General features: G+C 65.2%; 15 protein-coding genes. 6 read left to right on the forward strand and 9 right to left on the reverse strand.

Translation table 11 applies throughout. The annotated features are described in order from the left end of the window. Window positions 1-63: 63 nt before the first annotated feature. The gene (locus ACIBW7_RS04395; RefSeq protein WP_397043910.1) at window positions 64-1,059 is read right to left on the reverse strand and encodes a GlxA family transcriptional regulator; all 996 of its coding nucleotides are present in this window, start codon (window positions 1,057-1,059) and stop codon (window positions 64-66) included. Window positions 1,060-1,129: 70 nt separating this feature from the next. On the opposite strand from ACIBW7_RS04395, the gene ACIBW7_RS04400 reads away from it, so the two are divergent. Next, window positions 1,130-1,798 (forward strand): HD domain-containing protein, encoded by a 669-nt coding sequence (locus ACIBW7_RS04400; protein WP_397043912.1) that lies wholly within the window; start codon window positions 1,130-1,132, stop codon window positions 1,796-1,798. 26 nt (window positions 1,799-1,824) lie between these two features. On the opposite strand, the gene ACIBW7_RS04405 is transcribed toward ACIBW7_RS04400, so the two are convergent. The 4 genes from ACIBW7_RS04405 to ACIBW7_RS04420 form a co-directional block, all read right to left on the reverse strand. Beyond that, window positions 1,825-2,382 carry an MspA family porin gene (locus ACIBW7_RS04405; RefSeq protein WP_397043913.1) on the reverse strand — a complete coding sequence of 186 codons (558 nt, stop codon included), beginning with the start codon at window positions 2,380-2,382 and terminating at the stop codon, window positions 1,825-1,827. 390 nt (window positions 2,383-2,772) lie between these two features. Continuing rightward, on the reverse strand, window positions 2,773-5,235 hold the full coding sequence (locus ACIBW7_RS04410) for an ATP-binding protein (protein WP_397043915.1): 2,463 nt from the start codon (window positions 5,233-5,235) through the stop codon (window positions 2,773-2,775). A 118-nt stretch (window positions 5,236-5,353) separates the two neighbouring features. Next, the gene (locus ACIBW7_RS04415) at window positions 5,354-6,142 is read right to left on the reverse strand and encodes a Zn-ribbon domain-containing OB-fold protein (protein WP_397043917.1); all 789 of its coding nucleotides are present in this window, start codon (window positions 6,140-6,142) and stop codon (window positions 5,354-5,356) included. Window positions 6,143-6,278: 136 nt separating this feature from the next. Then, on the reverse strand, window positions 6,279-8,594 hold the full coding sequence (locus ACIBW7_RS04420) for an ATP-binding protein (protein WP_397043919.1): 2,316 nt from the start codon (window positions 8,592-8,594) through the stop codon (window positions 6,279-6,281). A 371-nt stretch (window positions 8,595-8,965) separates the two neighbouring features. Here ACIBW7_RS04420 and ACIBW7_RS04425 point away from each other — a divergent pair, with 371 nt between their 5' ends. From ACIBW7_RS04425 to ACIBW7_RS04435, 3 genes are all read left to right on the forward strand, one after another. Next, entirely contained in the window at window positions 8,966-9,193 is a 228-nt protein-coding gene (locus ACIBW7_RS04425) for a hypothetical protein (protein ID WP_397043921.1), read from the forward strand. Beyond that, window positions 9,178-10,188: an alpha/beta hydrolase gene (locus tag ACIBW7_RS04430; RefSeq protein WP_397043923.1), complete on the forward strand. Its 1,011-nt coding sequence runs from the start codon at window positions 9,178-9,180 to the stop codon at window positions 10,186-10,188. The genes ACIBW7_RS04425 and ACIBW7_RS04430 overlap by 16 nt, the downstream gene beginning before the upstream one ends. Before the next feature lie 65 nt (window positions 10,189-10,253). Continuing rightward, window positions 10,254-11,552 carry a YhgE/Pip domain-containing protein gene (locus ACIBW7_RS04435; RefSeq protein WP_397043925.1) on the forward strand — a complete coding sequence of 433 codons (1,299 nt, stop codon included), beginning with the start codon at window positions 10,254-10,256 and terminating at the stop codon, window positions 11,550-11,552. A 6-nt stretch (window positions 11,553-11,558) separates the two neighbouring features. Here the strand turns inward: ACIBW7_RS04435 and ACIBW7_RS04440 are convergent, their stop codons facing one another. The 3 genes from ACIBW7_RS04440 to ACIBW7_RS04450 form a co-directional block, all read right to left on the reverse strand. Next, window positions 11,559-12,458 carry a transglycosylase SLT domain-containing protein gene (locus tag ACIBW7_RS04440; RefSeq protein WP_397043926.1) on the reverse strand — a complete coding sequence of 300 codons (900 nt, stop codon included), beginning with the start codon at window positions 12,456-12,458 and terminating at the stop codon, window positions 11,559-11,561. A 60-nt stretch (window positions 12,459-12,518) separates the two neighbouring features. Then, window positions 12,519-13,895: a S1 family peptidase gene (locus tag ACIBW7_RS04445; RefSeq protein ID WP_397043927.1), complete on the reverse strand. Its 1,377-nt coding sequence runs from the start codon at window positions 13,893-13,895 to the stop codon at window positions 12,519-12,521. 364 nt (window positions 13,896-14,259) lie between these two features. Beyond that, entirely contained in the window at window positions 14,260-15,252 is a 993-nt protein-coding gene (locus tag ACIBW7_RS04450; protein WP_397044214.1) for an alpha/beta hydrolase, read from the reverse strand. A gap of 321 nt (window positions 15,253-15,573) precedes the next feature. On the opposite strand from ACIBW7_RS04450, the gene ACIBW7_RS04455 reads away from it, so the two are divergent. Both ACIBW7_RS04455 and ACIBW7_RS04460 read left to right on the forward strand, forming a co-directional pair. Continuing rightward, window positions 15,574-16,971: an FAD-binding oxidoreductase gene (locus ACIBW7_RS04455; protein ID WP_397043929.1), complete on the forward strand. Its 1,398-nt coding sequence runs from the start codon at window positions 15,574-15,576 to the stop codon at window positions 16,969-16,971. A gap of 14 nt (window positions 16,972-16,985) precedes the next feature. Then, window positions 16,986-17,795, forward strand: coding sequence for an alpha/beta fold hydrolase (locus tag ACIBW7_RS04460; protein WP_397043931.1), 810 nt, complete (start codon window positions 16,986-16,988; stop codon window positions 17,793-17,795). On the opposite strand, the gene ACIBW7_RS04465 is transcribed toward ACIBW7_RS04460, so the two are convergent. After that, complete coding sequence (locus tag ACIBW7_RS04465) at window positions 17,785-18,366, reverse strand: hypothetical protein (protein ID WP_397043933.1); 582 nt, start codon at window positions 18,364-18,366, stop codon at window positions 17,785-17,787. The two genes, ACIBW7_RS04460 and ACIBW7_RS04465, sit on opposite strands and share 11 nt — an antisense overlap. Window positions 18,367-18,386 lie beyond the last annotated feature (20 nt).

Genomic DNA, 18,386 nt, shown 5'->3' on the forward strand with positions numbered 1-18,386 from the left:
AGGGGGCCGAAGGCGGTGCAAGCACAGTGTGGCTGCGGGCGCACGGGTGCGGTTACGGCGGCATCAATCGGGCAACGACGCGGTGGGCGTGCCGTTTTCGGGTGCCGACTGGCCGAGGTGATGTCGGAAGGCCATGCGGTAGTGCTGCGGCGCGGTGCCCACGTAACGGTGGAAGGCGTCCCGGAAGGCGGCCGGACTGCCGAGCCCGCTGAGGCGGGCGACCTGTTCGACCGGTGTCGTGGTCGTCTCCAGCAATTCCCTGGCCCGGTCGATGCGCGCGCTGGTCAGCCAGGCAATCGGTGAAGTGCCGGTTTCCTGCTGGAAGCGCCGGATGAAGGTGCGGCGGGACATGTGCGCGCGGCGGGCCAGCATCTCCAGCCCTTGCGGCTGGGACAGGTGCGCCAACATCCAGTCGCGCACCGCGGCTAGGTCGTCACCGTGCGCGGCGGGCCGGAATTGCTCGACATACTGCGACTGCCCACCCGTGCGCCGTGGCGGGGCCACCAGAACTCGTGCGCGGCTGTTCGCGGCGGCCGCGCCGTGATCCTGGCGAATGACGTGCAGGCACAAGTCGATTCCCGCGGTGACGCCCGCGGAGGTGAGGATATCGCCGTCGTCGACGTAGAGCTGATCCGGTCGGACGTCGATACGCGGATAGCGCTGTCGCAGCAGGGCGGTGTACTGCCAGTGCGTGGTCGCCGGACGTTCGTCCAGCAACCTGGCAGCCGCCAGCGCGAACGCACCGGTGCAGATCGATATCAGCCGGGTTCCGCGCGTATGCGCGGCGCGCAGGGCCGCGAGCACGGCGGGCGGCACCAGCGCCTCCGGTGCCACATAGCCGGGGACGACGACGGTGTCGGCGTCGGTCAGCGCAGCCAATCCGGCGGGTGCGCTGAGCCTGAAGCCGACGCTGGGCACCGGCTCGGCCGACGAATCCGCGCACACGGTGAGGCGATAACGCGGGTCGCCGCCGAATGTCTGAACCGCGATGCCCAGGTCGAGCGGCAGCACGCCCGATAGCGCCAGCACCGCGACGTGGTGGGCGCCGGGCACCTTCATGGCACTATTCTAGCGATCAGTGGCCTTAGGGCCACTGTGCGTCCCGGTGTCCGCTTCGTAGCGTGCAGCCATGACCTTTTCGCTCGATCTGCCCGGCGGTCCGCTGTCCGATGCTGTCCTGACGCTGGTGTACGACACCGAGAGCCTCGCGATTGCCAACCACAGCGTGCGCAGCTTCCTGTTCGCCCAGCTGCTCGCCATCCACGAAGGTTGTCTGGACGACGCCGAGTACGACCGCGAGCTGCTCTTCGCCGCCACCGTCATGCACGATCTGGGTGCGGGCGCACTCGCGCACGGCGAGGGCCGTTTCGAAGTCGAGGGCGCGGATCTTGCGGCCGCGCTATTGCACGAGCACGGCGTCGCCGCCGCGGATGTGGACCGGGTTTGGGAGGCGATCGCGCTGCACACCTCGCCCGGTATCGCCGAGCGTCGCGGCCTGCTGACCTACCTGACCCGCGCGGGTGTCGGGGTCGACTTCGGCCGCAACGCCGATGTCGTGATGGCATGGGAGCAGAAAATCCATGCCGCCTACCCGCGCTTGGACATGGTCCGCACACTCACCGACGCGATCGTCGAGCGGGCCGCGCGCACGCCCGCCGCGGCACCGCCCTACACGATCGGCGGCGAACTGCTGCGCGAGCGTCGATCGGGCGGTGTCACCAGCCTGGAACTGGATGCCGCCTCATCTGTCTGGGGCGACCAGCGTGGCCCGAATTCGCCGTTATCGAAGAGGTGTTGATCATCCTGGGCGATCACAAGGACTCTCTAGAACGTGAATTGTGTTCCGTAGCCGGTTGTTTGGGCGGTTCCGTTGATCCCGTCGACGCGCGCGGTGACGAACGGCATGGCTGATGCCGGCGACAGGCATCCGTTTACGTTCAGTGGCGTGTTGGTGTGACTGAATGTGTAGGGGTACGCGGCGTCCTGATCCAGGCTGGCCGCACCGATGACCACTGCCGTGACCTTCCCCGGTACGAGGGTTACCGAGATCGCTCCGGCGAGACCGGCATTGACACCGAAACTCGGTTGAATTGCGACAGTGACGGCGGTCGAATCGCCGAGGGTCAACGCGAGCGAGGGTGCGATACCCGCGCTGACGCCGACGCTCGGCGCAATCCCGATGGTGATGCCTTCGGAGATATCCACGGCGCAACCGATCAAGTATCCGATCGCAATCTCCCCGTCGCGGACGGATGAACCGCCGCTGACGGACACCGAGTAATCCCCGGACACTTTGGCCGCGTGCACGAACGGGATTCCTTGTGTTACTTCGTCTCCGGCCGGGAAGAGATTGTTCACATCCACCGCCGCGACGAGGTGCATGCCACCGGCACCGGCTTCACCAGGTGCCGCCTCGGCGGGTGCAGTCGCAATGCAAGTCGCCGCACCGACTATCGTCGTGAGCGATGCAATAATCCTGAGATATTTCCTGGTCATACCACTCCAGTCGAATAATTACCGACACAGACTGTTCCGTAGAAATAGATCGCTCACGACACCGGGACTCGAAGTGCCTACCCGCGCAGGGGGTTCGATGCGGGGCCAGCACTCGAACCTTCCGGCAGACCCTACCGCATCTACGGGACAACTGATCTCATGAGCCCTGTTACTCATCCGGCCTGTCGACAAGCCGGGCATTCAACGGTCGCGACTCGAGACTGACCGTCCCGATCCCAATGCCCGGCAGGCGCGTCGCAGCACTGGCCGGTTGTGCTATTCCCCAAGGGGTTTCGATTCCCTCGAGCCCGGTCGAGAACTCTCGCGCTGAGCCTCGTCCACGATCCAGGCGGCGATCTGGGTGCGGGAGGTGAATCCGAGTTTGCTCAGGATGTGTTCGACGTGGTGCTGTGCGGTGCGTTGGGAGAGCACCAGGTTTGCGGCGATCTGTTTGTTGGTGAGTCCTTGGGCGACAAGGTGCGCGACTTCCAGTTCGCGCTTGGTCAGCGTCGTTGCCGAATCGTGTGGTGTGGTGGTTGGTGGTTCCCTAAAGGCATAGGACACCGCGGCGCTCAACCCCATGGCTTGTCCGCGGCGGAAGGCGGCATCGAATCCTCGGTCACCGAGTGCGCGGCGGACCTTGCGCTCGCATTCGTCGTGAAAGTGGGATAGCGCGTTGAAGAAAGTTGTGACACCTGAGGCGCAGCGCAACAGGTATTCCGCGGCACCCATCAGAATGGCCGCGCGTTCACCGTTGTCGGTGGTCCAGGCCAGTGCCTCGATGTCGAGCGCCGCGACGAGAGGGCTGGGTATGTGTCGGCTGACGCGCAGCGATTCCAGCAGCACTTCCTCGGCGTGCGAATGCTCGCCCTGCTGCCATACGGCAATGCCGCTCCCCCACAGCGTGGTCGACCGAAACAGCGATTCGCCGCACGCTTCGGTGATGGAAAGTACCTGCTCGCGATATTCGGTCGATCGCTTTGTGTCTCCCCGGAGTCCGTGTGCCCATCCGAGCATCGACAACGTGGAGATATACAGATGTCCTCGCGTATTCGATTCGAACACCGCAAGGGCGGGCTCGAGCACGGATACCGCCCGATCGTGCTCCAGTCGATACAGCGCCAGGGCTCCCTCGGCGGCGGCGGCCAGCGCCTTGGTGGCGGGAGCGGGGTCCTGTCCGGCGAGCGTGCGCGCCTGCTCCACAAGGGCAGCCGCGCGCTCCAGGTTTCCCTGTACGGCCGCCATGATCGTGCTCGCGAGTAGTGCTTTGACGCGATCGGGTATCGAGTGCGCGGCGGGGTGGGCGAGGATGCGGTCGAGCCAGCGTCGGCCTTCGCCGTACTGGCCCCGGAAGCTCCAGAACAGGTATAGGGCGGCGGCGGTGCGTAACCCGGCCTCGGCCGACTCCGTGCTCTCATCGGACACACAGAACTCGAGTGCCTCCCGGAAATTCGGTTGTTCGCGGTCGAGCCGCGCGAGCAAGTCGAGCTGCCGGTCGCTGATCCACCCCGCCTCCGAATCCAGGGCCAATCGCTCGTACCAGTCACGGTGGCGTCGACGCAGATCCAGGTATTCGCCGCTCTGCTGCAGCTTCTCCCGACCGTAGTCGCGCATGGTCTCGAACATCCGGAAGCGCACGACGCCATCGGGTTCCTCCCGGATCACAATCGACTTGTCCACCAGGGAGGACAGCGCATCGAGCAGACTCTCCGGCACCAACTCGGTACCGCACACCTGCTCGACGGCGTCGAGTTCGAAGCCGCCGGCGAATACCGATAACCGGGCCCATATCCGCTGCTCGACCGGTGTGCACAGCTGATAGCTCCAGTCGATGCACCACCGCAGCGTCTGCTGTCGTGTCGGCGCGGTGCGACTACCGCGGGTGAGCAGCGCGTACCGGTCGGTGAGCCGCTGCAGGATTTGTTCGGGCGACATGGCGCGCATCCGAGCCGCCGCGAGTTCGATCGCCAGCGGCAATCCGTCCAGGCGCGAACAGATCCGAGCCACGGTGGTCTTGTTGTACTCGGAGAGTTCGAAGCCCGGCACCACCGCGGCGGCGCGGTCGGCGAACAAGGTCACTGCGTCGTATTTGAGCAGTCTCCGAAATGCGGGCTCGTGGTCGGGATCCGGGACCGCCAGCGGCAAGACCCGCACGGTCGCTTCCCCGGCGATATCCAGCGGCTCGCGGCTGGTGACGAGAATCCGCAGATTCGGACAGGCCAGCAACAGCGTCTCGACCAGCTCCGCCGAGGCCGCCACCACTTGCTCGCAGTTGTCGAGCACCAGCAGCATCTCCCGCGAGCTCAGAAACTGGACCAGCACGTCGAGCAACGGCTGGTCGGACTGGTCGAGCAGGCCGAGGGTGGCCGCCACGATTTCGACCACCATCGACGGGTCGTGCACCTCGGCCAATTCGACAACCCAGATCCCGTCGGCGAAATCGCGTCGAGCGTTCGCCGCCGCTCGCAGCGCAAGCCGGGTCTTGCCGACGCCACCGATCCCGGCCAATGTCACGAGTCGGCAGGTGGACAGCAGATTTTTCACCTCGGCCGTCTCGGCGCGGCGGTCGACGAAACTGGTCAGCTCCGGCGGCAGCTGGCCGGTGCGGCTGCCCGCCGGCGGGGGCGGCGGGGCCCATACCCGGATCTGCGACGAGCCCTCGAACCCGGACGCGCTCGAATCGGCCGTGACGGGTGCGTTCGCGTCGCGGCGGGTCCGGCGTGGATCATCCGTTGTCATCAGCGGCGGGCAATCCACTCGGCATGTGCGCGAGCACCGGGCGCCATGCGCTCACCTTTCGACAATGTCAGCGTATCGCCAACAAAGGTGAACGGATCGCGAGTTGTGTGTGTCTACATCAGGCGGTCGGGAACGCGGTGGGACTCATCTGCCACGCCTGTGCCAAGGCGTCCCGCATATGGCGCTTCAACCCGCGCACCTTGACGCTGTCGGTGCGTCGTGGGTCCAGTGCCTCGTCCACCATGTGCAGGAACCGCCGACGGGTCACGCCAAAGGTCACAAGCAGCTCGCCGGCCGTGGCGCCGCCGAAGGGCGCCCAGCGGATCGCAAAGCTGATCACGGCTTTCGCCGCCGCGTCGAGGGCCTTCGCGCCCTCCATGAGCTCACACTCGCGCAGCGAGGTCCGCACCCACCACGCGTCGTAGCGATGTTCGACCGGGACCGGGGGACGAGGCGTCGGGCGCATATCGTTCGAAGCACACATGCGCTGTGCCGCGGGACGAACGCTGTCAGCCGGAGCGGGCGCCGCTCGGCAGACGGTGAACACCGGGAATCGATCGATCCGAGGACGCGGCTCGAATCGCACCCGTACCGGCAGTTCCGCAGACGGTGCGACCTCACCCTCGATCGTCGCGTACACCCACGGCCCCTCGTCGAGTTCCACAATGGCGATGGTCAACGGCACCACCTGGGCGTGCGGACGGCTCACACTCCGGTGTACGAGCCGCCACGACACGATCGAACCGAAACCCGACGATGGCGACCACTCGAGATCCCAGGACCGGCACGACGAACATTCGGCGGTCAGCGGCGCGAACAATTTGTCACAGCGTCCACAGCGCCGGATCATCATTGCGGTATCGGTCCCGGTGGGTCTGCCACCGGACTCGTATGTTTGCTCGGACATGGGAAACCTCGGTGTGATAGCCATGGATGCTGTCCTCACCAAGCGTCGCCTTCTCGGCGCCCGAACACGACGGTAGAACTACCCGGGGTATACCCATTTCTGCCGACCGGTCCGTTATCGCAACAGGGGCGAACGGCTAGTGCACGCGGTGCGTACGCGCGGTCCAGGCGGCTATCTGTGCCCGAGACGAGTAGCCGAGTTTGCCGAGGATGTTTTCCAGGTGCCGGTCGACGGTGCGCGTTGACAGCACGAGCCGTTCGGCGATCTGTCGGTTGCTCAGACCCTGTGTGACGAGTTCGGCCACCTGCCGCTCGCGGGCCGTGAGCATGGTGTCTTCGTGCTCGTCCGGCTCCTGGGCGGTTTGGCTGGGATCGAGTGCGTATTGGATCGCGTGGGCGTGATCCAGTGCCGCACCCTGCGCTCTTTCCGCGTGCTGCGCCGACTGCCGCAGCGACTTGGTGAGGGTGTGCTCGCAGGCCGCATGCTGTGCGCCGAGATGCGGTCCGAACGCCGCGATCGAAGTGCCGATGCGCCGCCATACCGATCCGACCGCGCCCATCAGTCGCGCCGCGTGCCGGTATTCGCCGCGGGCGGCGGCGATCCAGGCCAGCAATTCCATCATCAGCGCCGCGCCGACGTGGTCGTTGAATTCGCGCTGGATCTCCAGGGCGGCACGTGTCGACTCGACCGCACCGTCGTATTCGCCGCGGACGTACTGGTCGTAGCCGAGCGCCCAGAGTGAATAGGATTTGGTCCACCGTTCGCCCTGCTGGTCGGCCAGTTCGATGCCACGGCGGGCCGTCGCACCCGCGCTGTGGTCACCGGCGTGTGCCTGGGTCATGGCGAGTTGGAACAGGGTCATGCGGACCACATCGTCGTCGTCCGAGTAATCCTCGATGGTCTGCTCGAAGGCTGCGGTGGCCGGCGCGAGATGTCCCGGGAACAGCTGGGCTGTGCCGCGCAGACAGCTCACCCAGCCCAGTGCGTGGCGATCGCCCACCGCCGCCGCGCGCTCCGCGCATTCGTCGAGCGCCACAGTGGCCGCATCGATGTCGCCCAGCAGCAGCCGCGCCCAGCCCGCCACCCACAGTGCGGAGATCCGCTCCGGGCCGGAGTAGTCGGCAGTGCGCAGCGCCTTATCGGTCCACCGCCGGCCCTCACCGAGGAACCCGTCGGCGCACCAGTGATAGCGCAGGGCGGTGACCAGCGCCAGCGCTTCGCGGGCGGCGGCGGGAGTGCTCGTCGCCCAGTCCAGCGCGGCTTGCAGATTGTCGCTTTCGGCGCGCAACTCGGCCAGACCGGCCGCTTGGCCGGGTCCGTTCCAAGCTGCGGCGATCTGCTCGGCGAGGGCGAGGTAGTAGTCGCAATGCCGCTTGCACATGGCGCTGGTCTCGTCCCGCTCGGTCAGCCGATGCGAGCCGTATTCGCGGATCGTTTCCAGCATCCGATACCGCGGTGGGCCGCCGGTCGGTACGGGCGCCAGGATCGACTGCGCGACCAGATGGTCGATGAGGTCCAGAATGCGTGCACGCGGCAGGTCGGGACCAGCGCAGACACCCTCGGCCGCGGCGAGGGTGAATCCACCGGAGAACACCGACAGCCGCGCCCACAGCAGCTGTTCGGTCGGCAGGCACAGCTCATAGCTCCAGTCGATCAGAGCCCGCAGCGTCCGCTGCCGTGGCACAGCGGCCCGGACCGAACCGGCCAACAGCAAGAATCGATCCTCGAGCCGGTCCAGTACGGCGGGCAGCGATAGCGACCGCAACCGGGACGCGGCGAGCTCGATAGCGAGCGGAATCCCGTCCAGACGTTCGCAGACCCGCACCACCACATCCGCATCACGTTCGGTCAGGGTCAGGTCCGGGCGCACCGCCCGAGCCCGCTCCACCAGCATTGTCGGCGCATCGTAGGCAGTCAGTCCCCCGAGCGTCACCGGATCGTAAGGGGTCGGCATCGATAGCGTCGGAACCGTGTACACATGCTCGCCCGCGACGCCGAGCATCTCGCGGCTGGTGGTCAGAATCCGCAGCCCGGCACAGGATCGCAGCAGCACGTTGCAGAGCGCGCTGCACGCATCCACCAGGTGTTCGCAGTTGTCCAGCACTATCAACGCCTGCAGATCGGCAAGGTGCTCGACGAGCTGCTCCTCGATGGTCCGGTTCGATACGTCCACAATTGCCAGGCTGGTCAGCACCGTCTGCGCCACCAGATCGGCGTCGCCGACGGCGGACAGGTCGACCAGCCACACCCCGTCCGGGAACGACCGGCTGGAAGCGGCGGCTACCTCGCTGGCGAGCCGAGTCTTTCCGACACCGCCCACACCGGTGAGCGTGACCAACCGAGCCGTCGCGAGCAGCTCCCGGACCTCGCGGATCTCCCGTTGCCGTCCGACGAAACTTGTCACCGCGAATGGCAGGTTACCGACCACGCGAGTGGGCTTACTTCGCCCCATGAGACCTAATCTAACCGTGCCAGGAGCTCTGCGAGGGTCCGGTTTACGAAGGTCGTTTCTGAAGCGATTGCTACCTGATCGCCCGGCGCGCGGGATGCGGTTTGTGCCCCGAGCGCTGCCCATCGGTGCGCCCGAATGCGGTCTCAACATGCGCGAACTGCGGATTTGGGTGGTGAAGTGGGTGTTTCTACCCATGTCTGTGCGTGCCGGATCTGTGAGGCTCGGTCGATCAGTTGTGAGCAGGAGGTCGACCTTGACAACTCACCGAGTGTGCCCGATCGCTGAGGGTCGCATATGGCACGAGCTACATCCCCGACAACCGGGGGTCGGCGATGGATGACGTATGTCGAACCGAGTTCGACGGACTGCGTGTGACGTGGCGATTGATCCAGAATCGGCTGATCTCGATCGTCGCTGTGGACGACGCATCCGATGCGTCGCCGGTGCTCTCGTTCGGCCCCGCCGCTTATCCGGATCTCGCGCAAGCACGAGAACTCCATCCGGGTATGACGAAGCTGTGGGACGCGGTGCGCCGCGACTTCTGGACCACCCTTATTCCGCCACGCCGGAATAAGGCCAGACAATGGCAATGGTCGTGACCGCGGCTGTTGCGCGGCCCGAAGCATTGTCACAGACTGTCGAACCAGCCAACCAGGCAAGTATCGGAACTCGAATCGCCCATCCGCTGCTGCGCGGCACAATTCGGTTCGGGTTGGCAACCCTGGCGCTGGTAGGTGGCAACAGCCGGTTCGAGCACGCGCTCTGGCTCAGCCGACTCATCGATCTACCGGCTGCCGCACTCGTGCCTCCGAAAGGCACCAAACGCTGGACCGTTCAGCTGGGTAACTTCCGCGCCGAATGGTTGTGGAACGAGGATCTGCCCGCCCCGTGGCAGCGACAAGATTCGGTGCTGCTGTACTTCCACGGCGGTGGGTATATAAGCGGCGGCCTGAATACCCATCGGCGCCTCGTCGCCAAAATCGGACGCGCCAGCCGGATGCCCGCATTCAATGTCGACTACCGGCACTTACCCGGTGCGCATTTCACCGAGACTCTCGCCGATGCCGTCGAGTCCTATGAATACCTGCTCGAGCACGGCTTCCAACCCGAGCGCATCATCGTCTCCGGTGACTCGGCAGGCGGCGGGCTCGCCTTCCGGCTGGTGCTGGCAATCCGGGAACGCGGGTTGCCGATGCCCGGCGGCATCTCCGCGATCGCACCGTGGGCCGACTTCGATTCGACGACCCGAAACGCCCACCCCAACCGGCACCTCGATTCCTATATCCCCACTCGGATCCTGGAAACAATCGCGCGGCGCGGCGTCGCCCTCGACGGCGAACTCGACCCGACATGGTCGCCGGTCAACCACGACTTCACCGGTCTCCCCCCGGTCCTGATCCAGGTCGGCTCCACCGAATGCCTGCTGCCCGACGCGGAAATGCTGGCCCGCCGCTGCGTCGAAGCGGAAGTCCCGGTGCAGTTGCAGGTCTGGGACCGCGCGCCGCACGTCCATCACGTCGCCTCGGATTTCCTTTCCGACGCCCGAGCCGCGATCGACGACCTGGGTCGGTTCCACCGCCAGACTGTGGCTTGACCGCCCCACTGGACACAGTCCGGCAATCACCCCATTCGTCTCGATCCAGCAATTACGGTGCTGTCATGACGAACCCGGAAGAGGTCGAGCAGACGAGCCCTCGTCCATCGCGCGTGCGCATCCGGCTGGTGCCGGCGGTGGTGGTGTCGCTGCTCATGGCCCTGCTGGCCACGATGTATCTCGCGTATGTGGTCGATCCGTCGAAGCATTTGCACGGCTTTCCGATCGCGCTGGTTGATCAGGACAGTGGGGATCTGATCGGCGGGAAGCCGACCAATGTGGGCAAACAGATCAGTGATGCACTGGTGCAGCAGATTCCGAGCGACAAAATCGATCTGCGGGTGCTCGGCATCAACGAGGCCCAGCAAGAGTTGGACTCGGGCAATGTGTACGGGGCGATCGTCATTCCGAGCGACTTCACCAAGCGGCTCGGAATTTTCGCCACCGCCAGCGTGGTGCCCGGCGATGTCAGCCGGCCGATCATCACGGTGTACACCAATCCGCGGTCCGGGGCGTTCTCATCGCAGGTGGTGCAGACGGTGGCCGGAAGCGCACTCGCGCAAGCGAATCAGACGGTCGGCAAGCAGCTCACCGAGACCGTGCAGACCCAGCTGCAATCGTCTGGTTCGGCGCCGGAACTGGTCGGCCTCAGTCGGCTGATGCTGGCCCAGCCGATCGATGTGGTCGTCACCCCGTTCCATCCGCTGCCGTCGGGTACGGGCGGCGGTCTGACGGCCTTTTTCTACACGATGATGGTGCTGCTGGCCGGATTCACCGGCGCCATGGTGATCAACGGGATGGTCGATTCGTCGCTCGGTTTCGCACCGACCGAATTCGGTCCCTGGTACGTGCACTATCCGCCGACGCCGATTTCCCGGCTGCGGACGTTGCTGCTGAAATGGGGTGTGATCACCGGCACCGCGCCGGTTGTGGCCGGGATTTTCATGGCGGTCGGGCATTGGCTGGGTATGCCGATCGAGCGGCCGCTGCTGCTGTTCCTCTACAGCACCTTCGCGATCATCGCGGTCGGCGTCACCGCGCTGTCGATCGTGTCAGCGCTCGGTACCGCCGGTCTGCTGGTCAACCTCATCCTGTTCATCGTGCTCGGCCTGCCGTCCTCCGGCGGCACCATTCCGATCGAGGCGATCCCGAAATCCGTTGCCTGGCTCGCCGATTTCGAACCGATGCACCAGGTGTACCTCGGCATCAGGGCGATTCTGTATTTCAACGGCGACGGCTCCGCCGGGCTGAGCCGCGCGATCTGGATGACGCTGTTGGGCCTGGTCATCGGACTCGTCGTGGGCGGCTTCGTCACTCGCTACTACGACCGGAAAGAACTGCGCCGCGCCCCGGTAAAGAGCTGATGTCGGTCAGTACCAGTGGTGTACCTGCCAGAATGCCCAGGCGCCGTCGGGGCCGCCGTAGCGCTCGTTCATGTAGTCGTAGGTCCAGCGGATTTGGGTCAGTGGATTGAAGCGCCAGTCGGCGCCGTGGGTTTGCATTTTTTCCGCGGGCAGTGCTTGGCCGAGGCCGTATGCGCCGCTTTTCGGGTTGATGGCGAAGATGTCCCAACCGCTCTCGTGGGTGATGACGGCGTCGAAGGCCGGGAACTGGTGGAGTGGTACCACTGTCAGGGCAAGGGCTCTGGTGCCCAAGCGGACCAGTGAGAGCGTGAGTCCGGCAGCGGTGGTTCCCGTGTCGGGCGGACTGGCGGCGGGCGTGACGGCGATATTGTCGTCGGTCCCGTCGCAAGGCGTAGCGGTGTTGTTGTCGCTCTCTGCGGCGGAGGTGGCGAGGCTGTCGTCCAGGCCGTTGGCGGATGGGGGGACGCTGTCGTTCGGACTGTCGGCAGAAGTGATGACTCCTTCGCCCGGACCGTCCGCAGACGTGGCGACACCGCTGTTCAGGGCATCTGCGGGCGTGCTGACGCTCTCGCCCAGCCCGTCTGTCGGCGCGGCAACGCTGCCATCCAGGCCGTTGGCGGAGGGGGCGAGGCTGTCGCCCAACCCCTCGGCGGAAGTGCCGACGCTCTCGCCCAGACTGTCTGTAGAAGTGGCAGCACTGTTGTCGGCGGACGTGGTGGCGCTGTCATTCAGTCCGTCGGTCGATGTGGGGCCACTATCGGCCGGACTGTCAGCCGACGTTGCGGCGGCGTCGTTCGGGGCATTGGCGAACGTGACGACGCTGTCGCCCAACCCCTCGGCAACGGCTGGACCGGCACAAACCATGAGTGCACTGACCGCGATGGCGGCCGCGACAACGCGCAGCATCGATTCGCTCCTTAGATGTATTTGCCTTCCATATCGATGGGTGTCATGAACTCGCGTGAATCAGTTCGTCCGAATGGTCAAACCCGGATTGTCTTGCAGCACACTGCTGATCGGCTGGCCGAGCAGCAGTGGGACGTGACCGCAGCCGAGATCGAAGGAGGAGCTCACCGTGACGATGGCGCTGCTGAGGCCGAGTGCCTTGGTGCCTGCGAAGATCGGTCCGCCGCTGTCGCCGCGCTGGCCGCAGAGGGCGGCATAGAACAGATTCTCGATCTCGACCGGTTGGTCGCCGTGGCCGGGGATGCCGTGTACCAGGCCCTTTTGCCCGGCCGCCAGCACTGTCCCGCACGAATATCCGGATGTGAAGCCGGTTTTGCAGACGGCCGCTCCGACAACCGGTTCGGTGGTTCCGTCGATGCGCAGGACATCCGAACTGGCGGCTCGCGATTGTCTCGCATTGCTGCCGTTCACATTCACGTCGGGCGCCTGCGCCGGTGAATCCAGTTTCTGGGTGGACACCAGGTTGTTCCGGAAGCGCGGCGCGAATGTCTCGTTGATCCGCACGATCGCATAGTCCTTGGGAGCGAACTGGGAGACCGTGAAGTCACCGATCTCCTTGCCGAGCTGCCCATCTTTGAATTCGTAGACGCGTTGGGGCTCAGTGGTTTTCGCGGATGGTTCGACAACATTGTTCGGGTCGCAGTGCCCGGCGGTGATATTCACGGCATTGCCGCCGGCGTCGGTGGCATTGAAGCCGAACGAGCACCGGTGCGCCTTTCGGTCGACCTTGATGCCGAACGGCTGGCCACCGATGATGTCGCCTTCGTCGATTCCCGCGATCGCCTGGATGCCGACGGCGGTGTCGTCGGGTCGGGCTTCCGGCAGGACGGCCGTCACCGACTGGATCGGCCCGATATCGGTCGGCAACCGCACGTCATCGGCCAGGCGGACGGCGAAACTGTTGGTCACCACGTCGATGCCGTAGGCGACAATCGAGTCGACGACGGTGCTCGGCTGACCGGATAACCAACGTTCGAAGGCGTCGCGGCGGGCATCGAGGGTGCGCTCACTGTCGGCAACGGTTTCCACGCTGAATCCGGCCTTTTCGGCGATGGATTTGGCGTCCGCCGCGCGCTCACCTTCGGCGAGGGAGACGATCGGACGGTCGTCGCTCATCCGGATCCCGGCGAATACGGCCGGGTATGCGGCGCGGGCCTGCTGTGCGAATTCGGCCAGCCGCCGGGCGGTTTCGGCGCGTACGAGATATTCGTGCGCGTCGATTCCGAGGTCACTCGCGACGGCCGCGATCAGTCCGGGCGGCAGCGGGGCGGTATCGGGCTGCGGTGCGGCCGCTGCCGGTTGCGCGATCGAACCCGCCATTGCCAATGCGGCACAGCAGCCGAGCGCTGCCCGCCGCGTACGAATGCCCGATCTCATCGAGCAGCCTCCTGACCAAGCGCCGACGTATTCGATGACGCTATGTCACATGCGTCACAAATCGGACTATTTGGTTCATAGCGTGTCGGTGTCCGCGCCGGTCGAGCCCGATGTCTACGCCGGACAACTTGCCGACACGCCGAGACCGTTGAACTGTCGGCTATGCACCGCTTGGGATGATCGCACCGGTCCATCGCCACCCCGCCGAAAATAGGAGGAAGCTCGTGCTGCTGCTGGGTCTCGGAAGCATTCTCGGACCGGCCATTGGCGCACTGCTCGGTATAATTTTCTCTATCCTCTAGCCTTTACACCGAACGCGGGGCGGACGCCGAAAGGGCTCCGCCCCGCGTTCGGTTTCAATGCACTATGTCAAGCCGAGTCCGTGCGCAAGGACCGGCCACGACCGCTTCAATTCATCTTCCCAATAACCCCACGAGTGCGTGCCCTCGTCGAAGTTGTACGTCGCCGGAATACCGAGCGATATCAGCTTCGCCTGCAGATTCTTCATGCAGTAATTGGCCGCTGCTTCGATCGCGCCGCCGAGCAGAACCTGATTTGTCAGTCCGTCGAGGCCGGGTTCGGCATGCGCTCCGTCCAGTGTGTCATATTTTCCGGGCAGGCCATTACCTGACGAAAGATAGAGATCGATGCCGCGCAATTTATCGGCGTGCAGGTATGGATCGTTTTCCGTCCATTCGGGCGAACCGACCGGGCCCCACATGTTGTCGGCGTTTCCGCCACCCCAGGCGATCACGAGCTTCAGGAACCTGGAACCGATCGGATCGCTTGTCTGCGCGCAGCCGCTGTATGCGGCAGCCGCCCGGTAGAGGTCGGGTCTGGCAATTGGCAATGCCAATACCGTGGCGGTGGAAGCGGAAATTCCCGCGATCGCATTGACTCCGTTGGTGCCGAGTGCGGCATTGATCAGCGGTGGCAATTCGTCGGTCAGGTAGGTCTTCCATTTATTGCGGCCAAGTACCGGATCGTCCTCTAGCCAGTCGGTGTAGTAACTGAACCTGCCGCCGATCGGCTGGACCAGGTTGACATCTTTGTCCGACATGAACTGCCGCGCATCGCTGTGTGCCTGCCACGATGCGTCGTCCTCACCGCCGCCCGCACCGTTCAATAGATATAGCGTCGGCCGGGGAACCGAGTCATCCGCGGCTCGCTGGATCTCTACCGGAAATTCAGCGTCCATCGCCGCGGAATAGACCTGAAGTCGGATATTTCGATCGTCGTTGTACTCGACGCCGGTTATGTGCGAACCGTCGTCCGACGCCGTATCCGTAGAGATCTGCGCGGATGTGGTGACCTCGGCAAAGGCCGATGGCGCACCGAGCGTCGAACCGACGAGCATCCCCACGAACGCGATGCCGACTACCGATCTATGTATTTCTCCGATTACGCCCCTGTCCATACCCAAGCTTTTAGCACCAAGATTCCGGCCGGTGCCGCACCGACACGTCGCCGGTAGGTCGGCACCGGACCGAAACCAGGTACGGCTGCCGTGCACCGGCGTTAATATGTCAAGCGCGCCACATCACCCGGATGGGCTGGTTGTGTGCGTGGCATTCGGATAGCACCACCTACGTGTCGGTGCCGCAGCAAGAGTCGGCGACGCGGACAGCGTGACCCGCTCTTCCACGAGTGGTCGGGGACCGGTGGCTGGAGAAATGCCATGACCCAAACAATGAGTTTCGACTTCAGAGCACTGCGATCCGCGATCGGCGGGCCGGTATTCGCTCCTGACGACGCGGGTTATGACCATGCCCGCGCTATCTGGAACGGGGCCATCGACCGGCGGCCCGCGGTGATCGCCCAGTGCCTGTCCGCCGAGGACGTGGCCGCCGCCTTGGCTTTCGCGAGGGAAAACGACCTCGAGGTAGCGGTGCGCGGCGGCGCCCACGCCTACAGCGGCACGGCGGTCTGCGACGGCGGCCTGATGATCAATCTCGGCGTGATGAATCGCGTGGTCGTGGACCCGGCGGACGGGACAGCCCGGGTCGGCGGCGGCGCGACGCTGGCGGATATGGATGCCGCGACCCAGGCGTACGGACTGGCCGTGCCCGGCGGTGTGATCAGCGATACCGGCGTGGGTGGCCTCACCCTGGGTGGCGGCATGGGTTGGCTGACCCGGGTAGCCGGACTGTCGATCGACAATCTCGTCTCGGCGCAGGTCGTCCTTGCCGATAGCCGGATCGTGCAGGCGTCCGACAGCGAGAATCCGGACCTGTTCTGGGCGTTGCGTGGTGGTGGCGGAAACTTCGGAATCGTCACCGAATTCGAATATCGCACCCATCGAATCGGACCCGAAGTGCACGTCGGGTTCTTCTTCTGGCCACTGACGGATGGGGTTGCCGCGCTACATCTGATTCGTGAGTTCATCCCAGCGATGCCGCCCAGGTCGGGGGTGCTGGTCGGCGTCGGGCTATCGGCGCCGCCGGAGCCTTTCGTACCGGAGCAGTACCACTTCGTGCCGGGCCATGCCCTCATTGTCGCCGGTTACGGTACCGCCGAAGAACATGCCGAGATGGTGGCCCCGATTCGCGGTGCGCTGACCCCGCTCTTCGAATTCATTGCCCCGATTCCCTTTACCGGATTGCAGTCGATGCTCGATGTGGCGGCGCCGTGGGGCATTCACGGATATGAGAAGGCGCTCGATCTCGACGACTTCTCCGACGACGTGATCGCGATTCTGACCGAGCAGGCCGGGAAGAAGACATCGCCGCTCTCGTTCATGCCGATCTTCGTACTCGACGGCGCCTTCACTGCCGTCGGGCAGGACGACACCGCATTCGGCGGTGCGCGCTCGGCACACTATGTATGCAATATCGAAGCCGCCGCCCCCGACGCCGAGATATTGGCCGCCGACAGGGCGTGGGTGCGCTCGACCTGGGAAGCGCTGTGCCCCTTCGCCTCCAACCAGGGCGGGTACGTCAACTTCATGGCGGAGGCGGGCGAGGACCGGGTTCGCGCATCCTATGGACCCGCCAAATACGCGAAGCTGGCCGATATCAAGACCGAGTACGACCCCGAGAACGTTTTCCACCGCAACGCCAATATCAAGCCGGGCTGATCCCGATGAAGGTTGTGGCCGAGTCAGCTCGGATCGAGGTCGATGGGTGGTCGGTCGCCTATCGGATGGTGGGTGCCGGTCCACCGCTGGTGTTGCTCCACGGCGGATGGGAGGACAGCCGATCGTGGCGGCTGCAGTTGGAGTCGCTCGCCGATGAGTACACGGTCATTGCCTGGGATGCACCTGGGTGCGGCAGGTCCGACGATCCGCCGGAAGGTGTGCGTCTCGGTTACTACGCCGACACACTGGCGGGATTGATTCGCGAACTCGGGATCGAACATCCGCATGTGCTCGGGCTGTCGTTCGGTGGCGGCCTGGCCATCGAGCTGTATCACCGCCACCCTGATGTGCCGCGCTCGTTGATCCTCGTCGGCGCATACGCCGGGTGGGCGGGATCGCTGCCGGCGGATGTGGTGGACGAGCGGGTGCGGCGGATACGGGAGCAGACCCAGCGGCCGCCGGCCGAGTGGGCCGAGTCCTACCTCCCGACATTCTTCGCCACGCCGATCCCGCGGGAGTGGATCGACGAGATGCTGGCGATCATGTCCGATTCCCGGCCGAGCGGCATGGCCGCGATACTTTCGGCATTTGCCGAGGCCGACCTGCGCGACGTACTCCCCACCATCGCCGTCCCGACGCTGATCCTCAACGGCGAGCTCGACGAGCGAGCGCCGCTGCGCATCGCCGAGGGATTGCACGCGAGCATCCCCGGCTCGCAGTTGGTCGTGATTCCCGGTGTCGGCCACTGCTGTCACCTCGAGTCGCCGAAGGCGTTCGACGCCGTGGTCCGCCATTTCCTGCGACAACATCCGATCAGTAAGTAGTTCCCATCGCGGCGCGCACCTCGTCGAGGGTGCGGTTCGCGATTTCGTCGGCGCGTTCGTTTCCAGTGCGTAGGACGGTGCGGACGAATTCCGGGTCGCGGGCGAGGTCCGCGCGGCGTCGGCGGTGGGCGGCGAAGTAGTCGTTGACCGCGTCCGCGGTGAATTTCTCGAGGGCTCCGGCTCCGGCATCGCCGATATCGGTGGCGAGGGTTTGCTCGTCGATACCGGTGCAGAGGGCGGCGGTGGTCAATAGGGCCGAGATGCCGGGACGGTGTTCGGGGTCGAAGGTGATGGTGCGGTGTGCGTCGGTCCGGGTGCGGCGGATGAGGGTGGCGGTTTGGTCGGCGGTCATCGAGAGGGCGATCGCGTTGCCGTAGCTTTTCGACATCTTTCGGCCGTCGAGGCCCGGAATTTCGGGGGTCGCGGTGAGGACGCGGTACCGGCTCGGATGCGCGGCGACGGCGGCGGCGAGTGCGTCACTGCGGTCGCGGGTGGCGGAGTAGGAATTCGAGGTGGGGCTCCTGGACGATCGAGGGCCGTACGAAACCTTGTTCCGCGCAGGAACATTCACGGGCTGCGTACAGCCCGTGG

Source organism: Nocardia sp. NPDC049526 (assembly GCF_044465765.1).
Lineage (GTDB): Bacteria > Actinomycetota > Actinomycetes > Mycobacteriales > Mycobacteriaceae > Nocardia.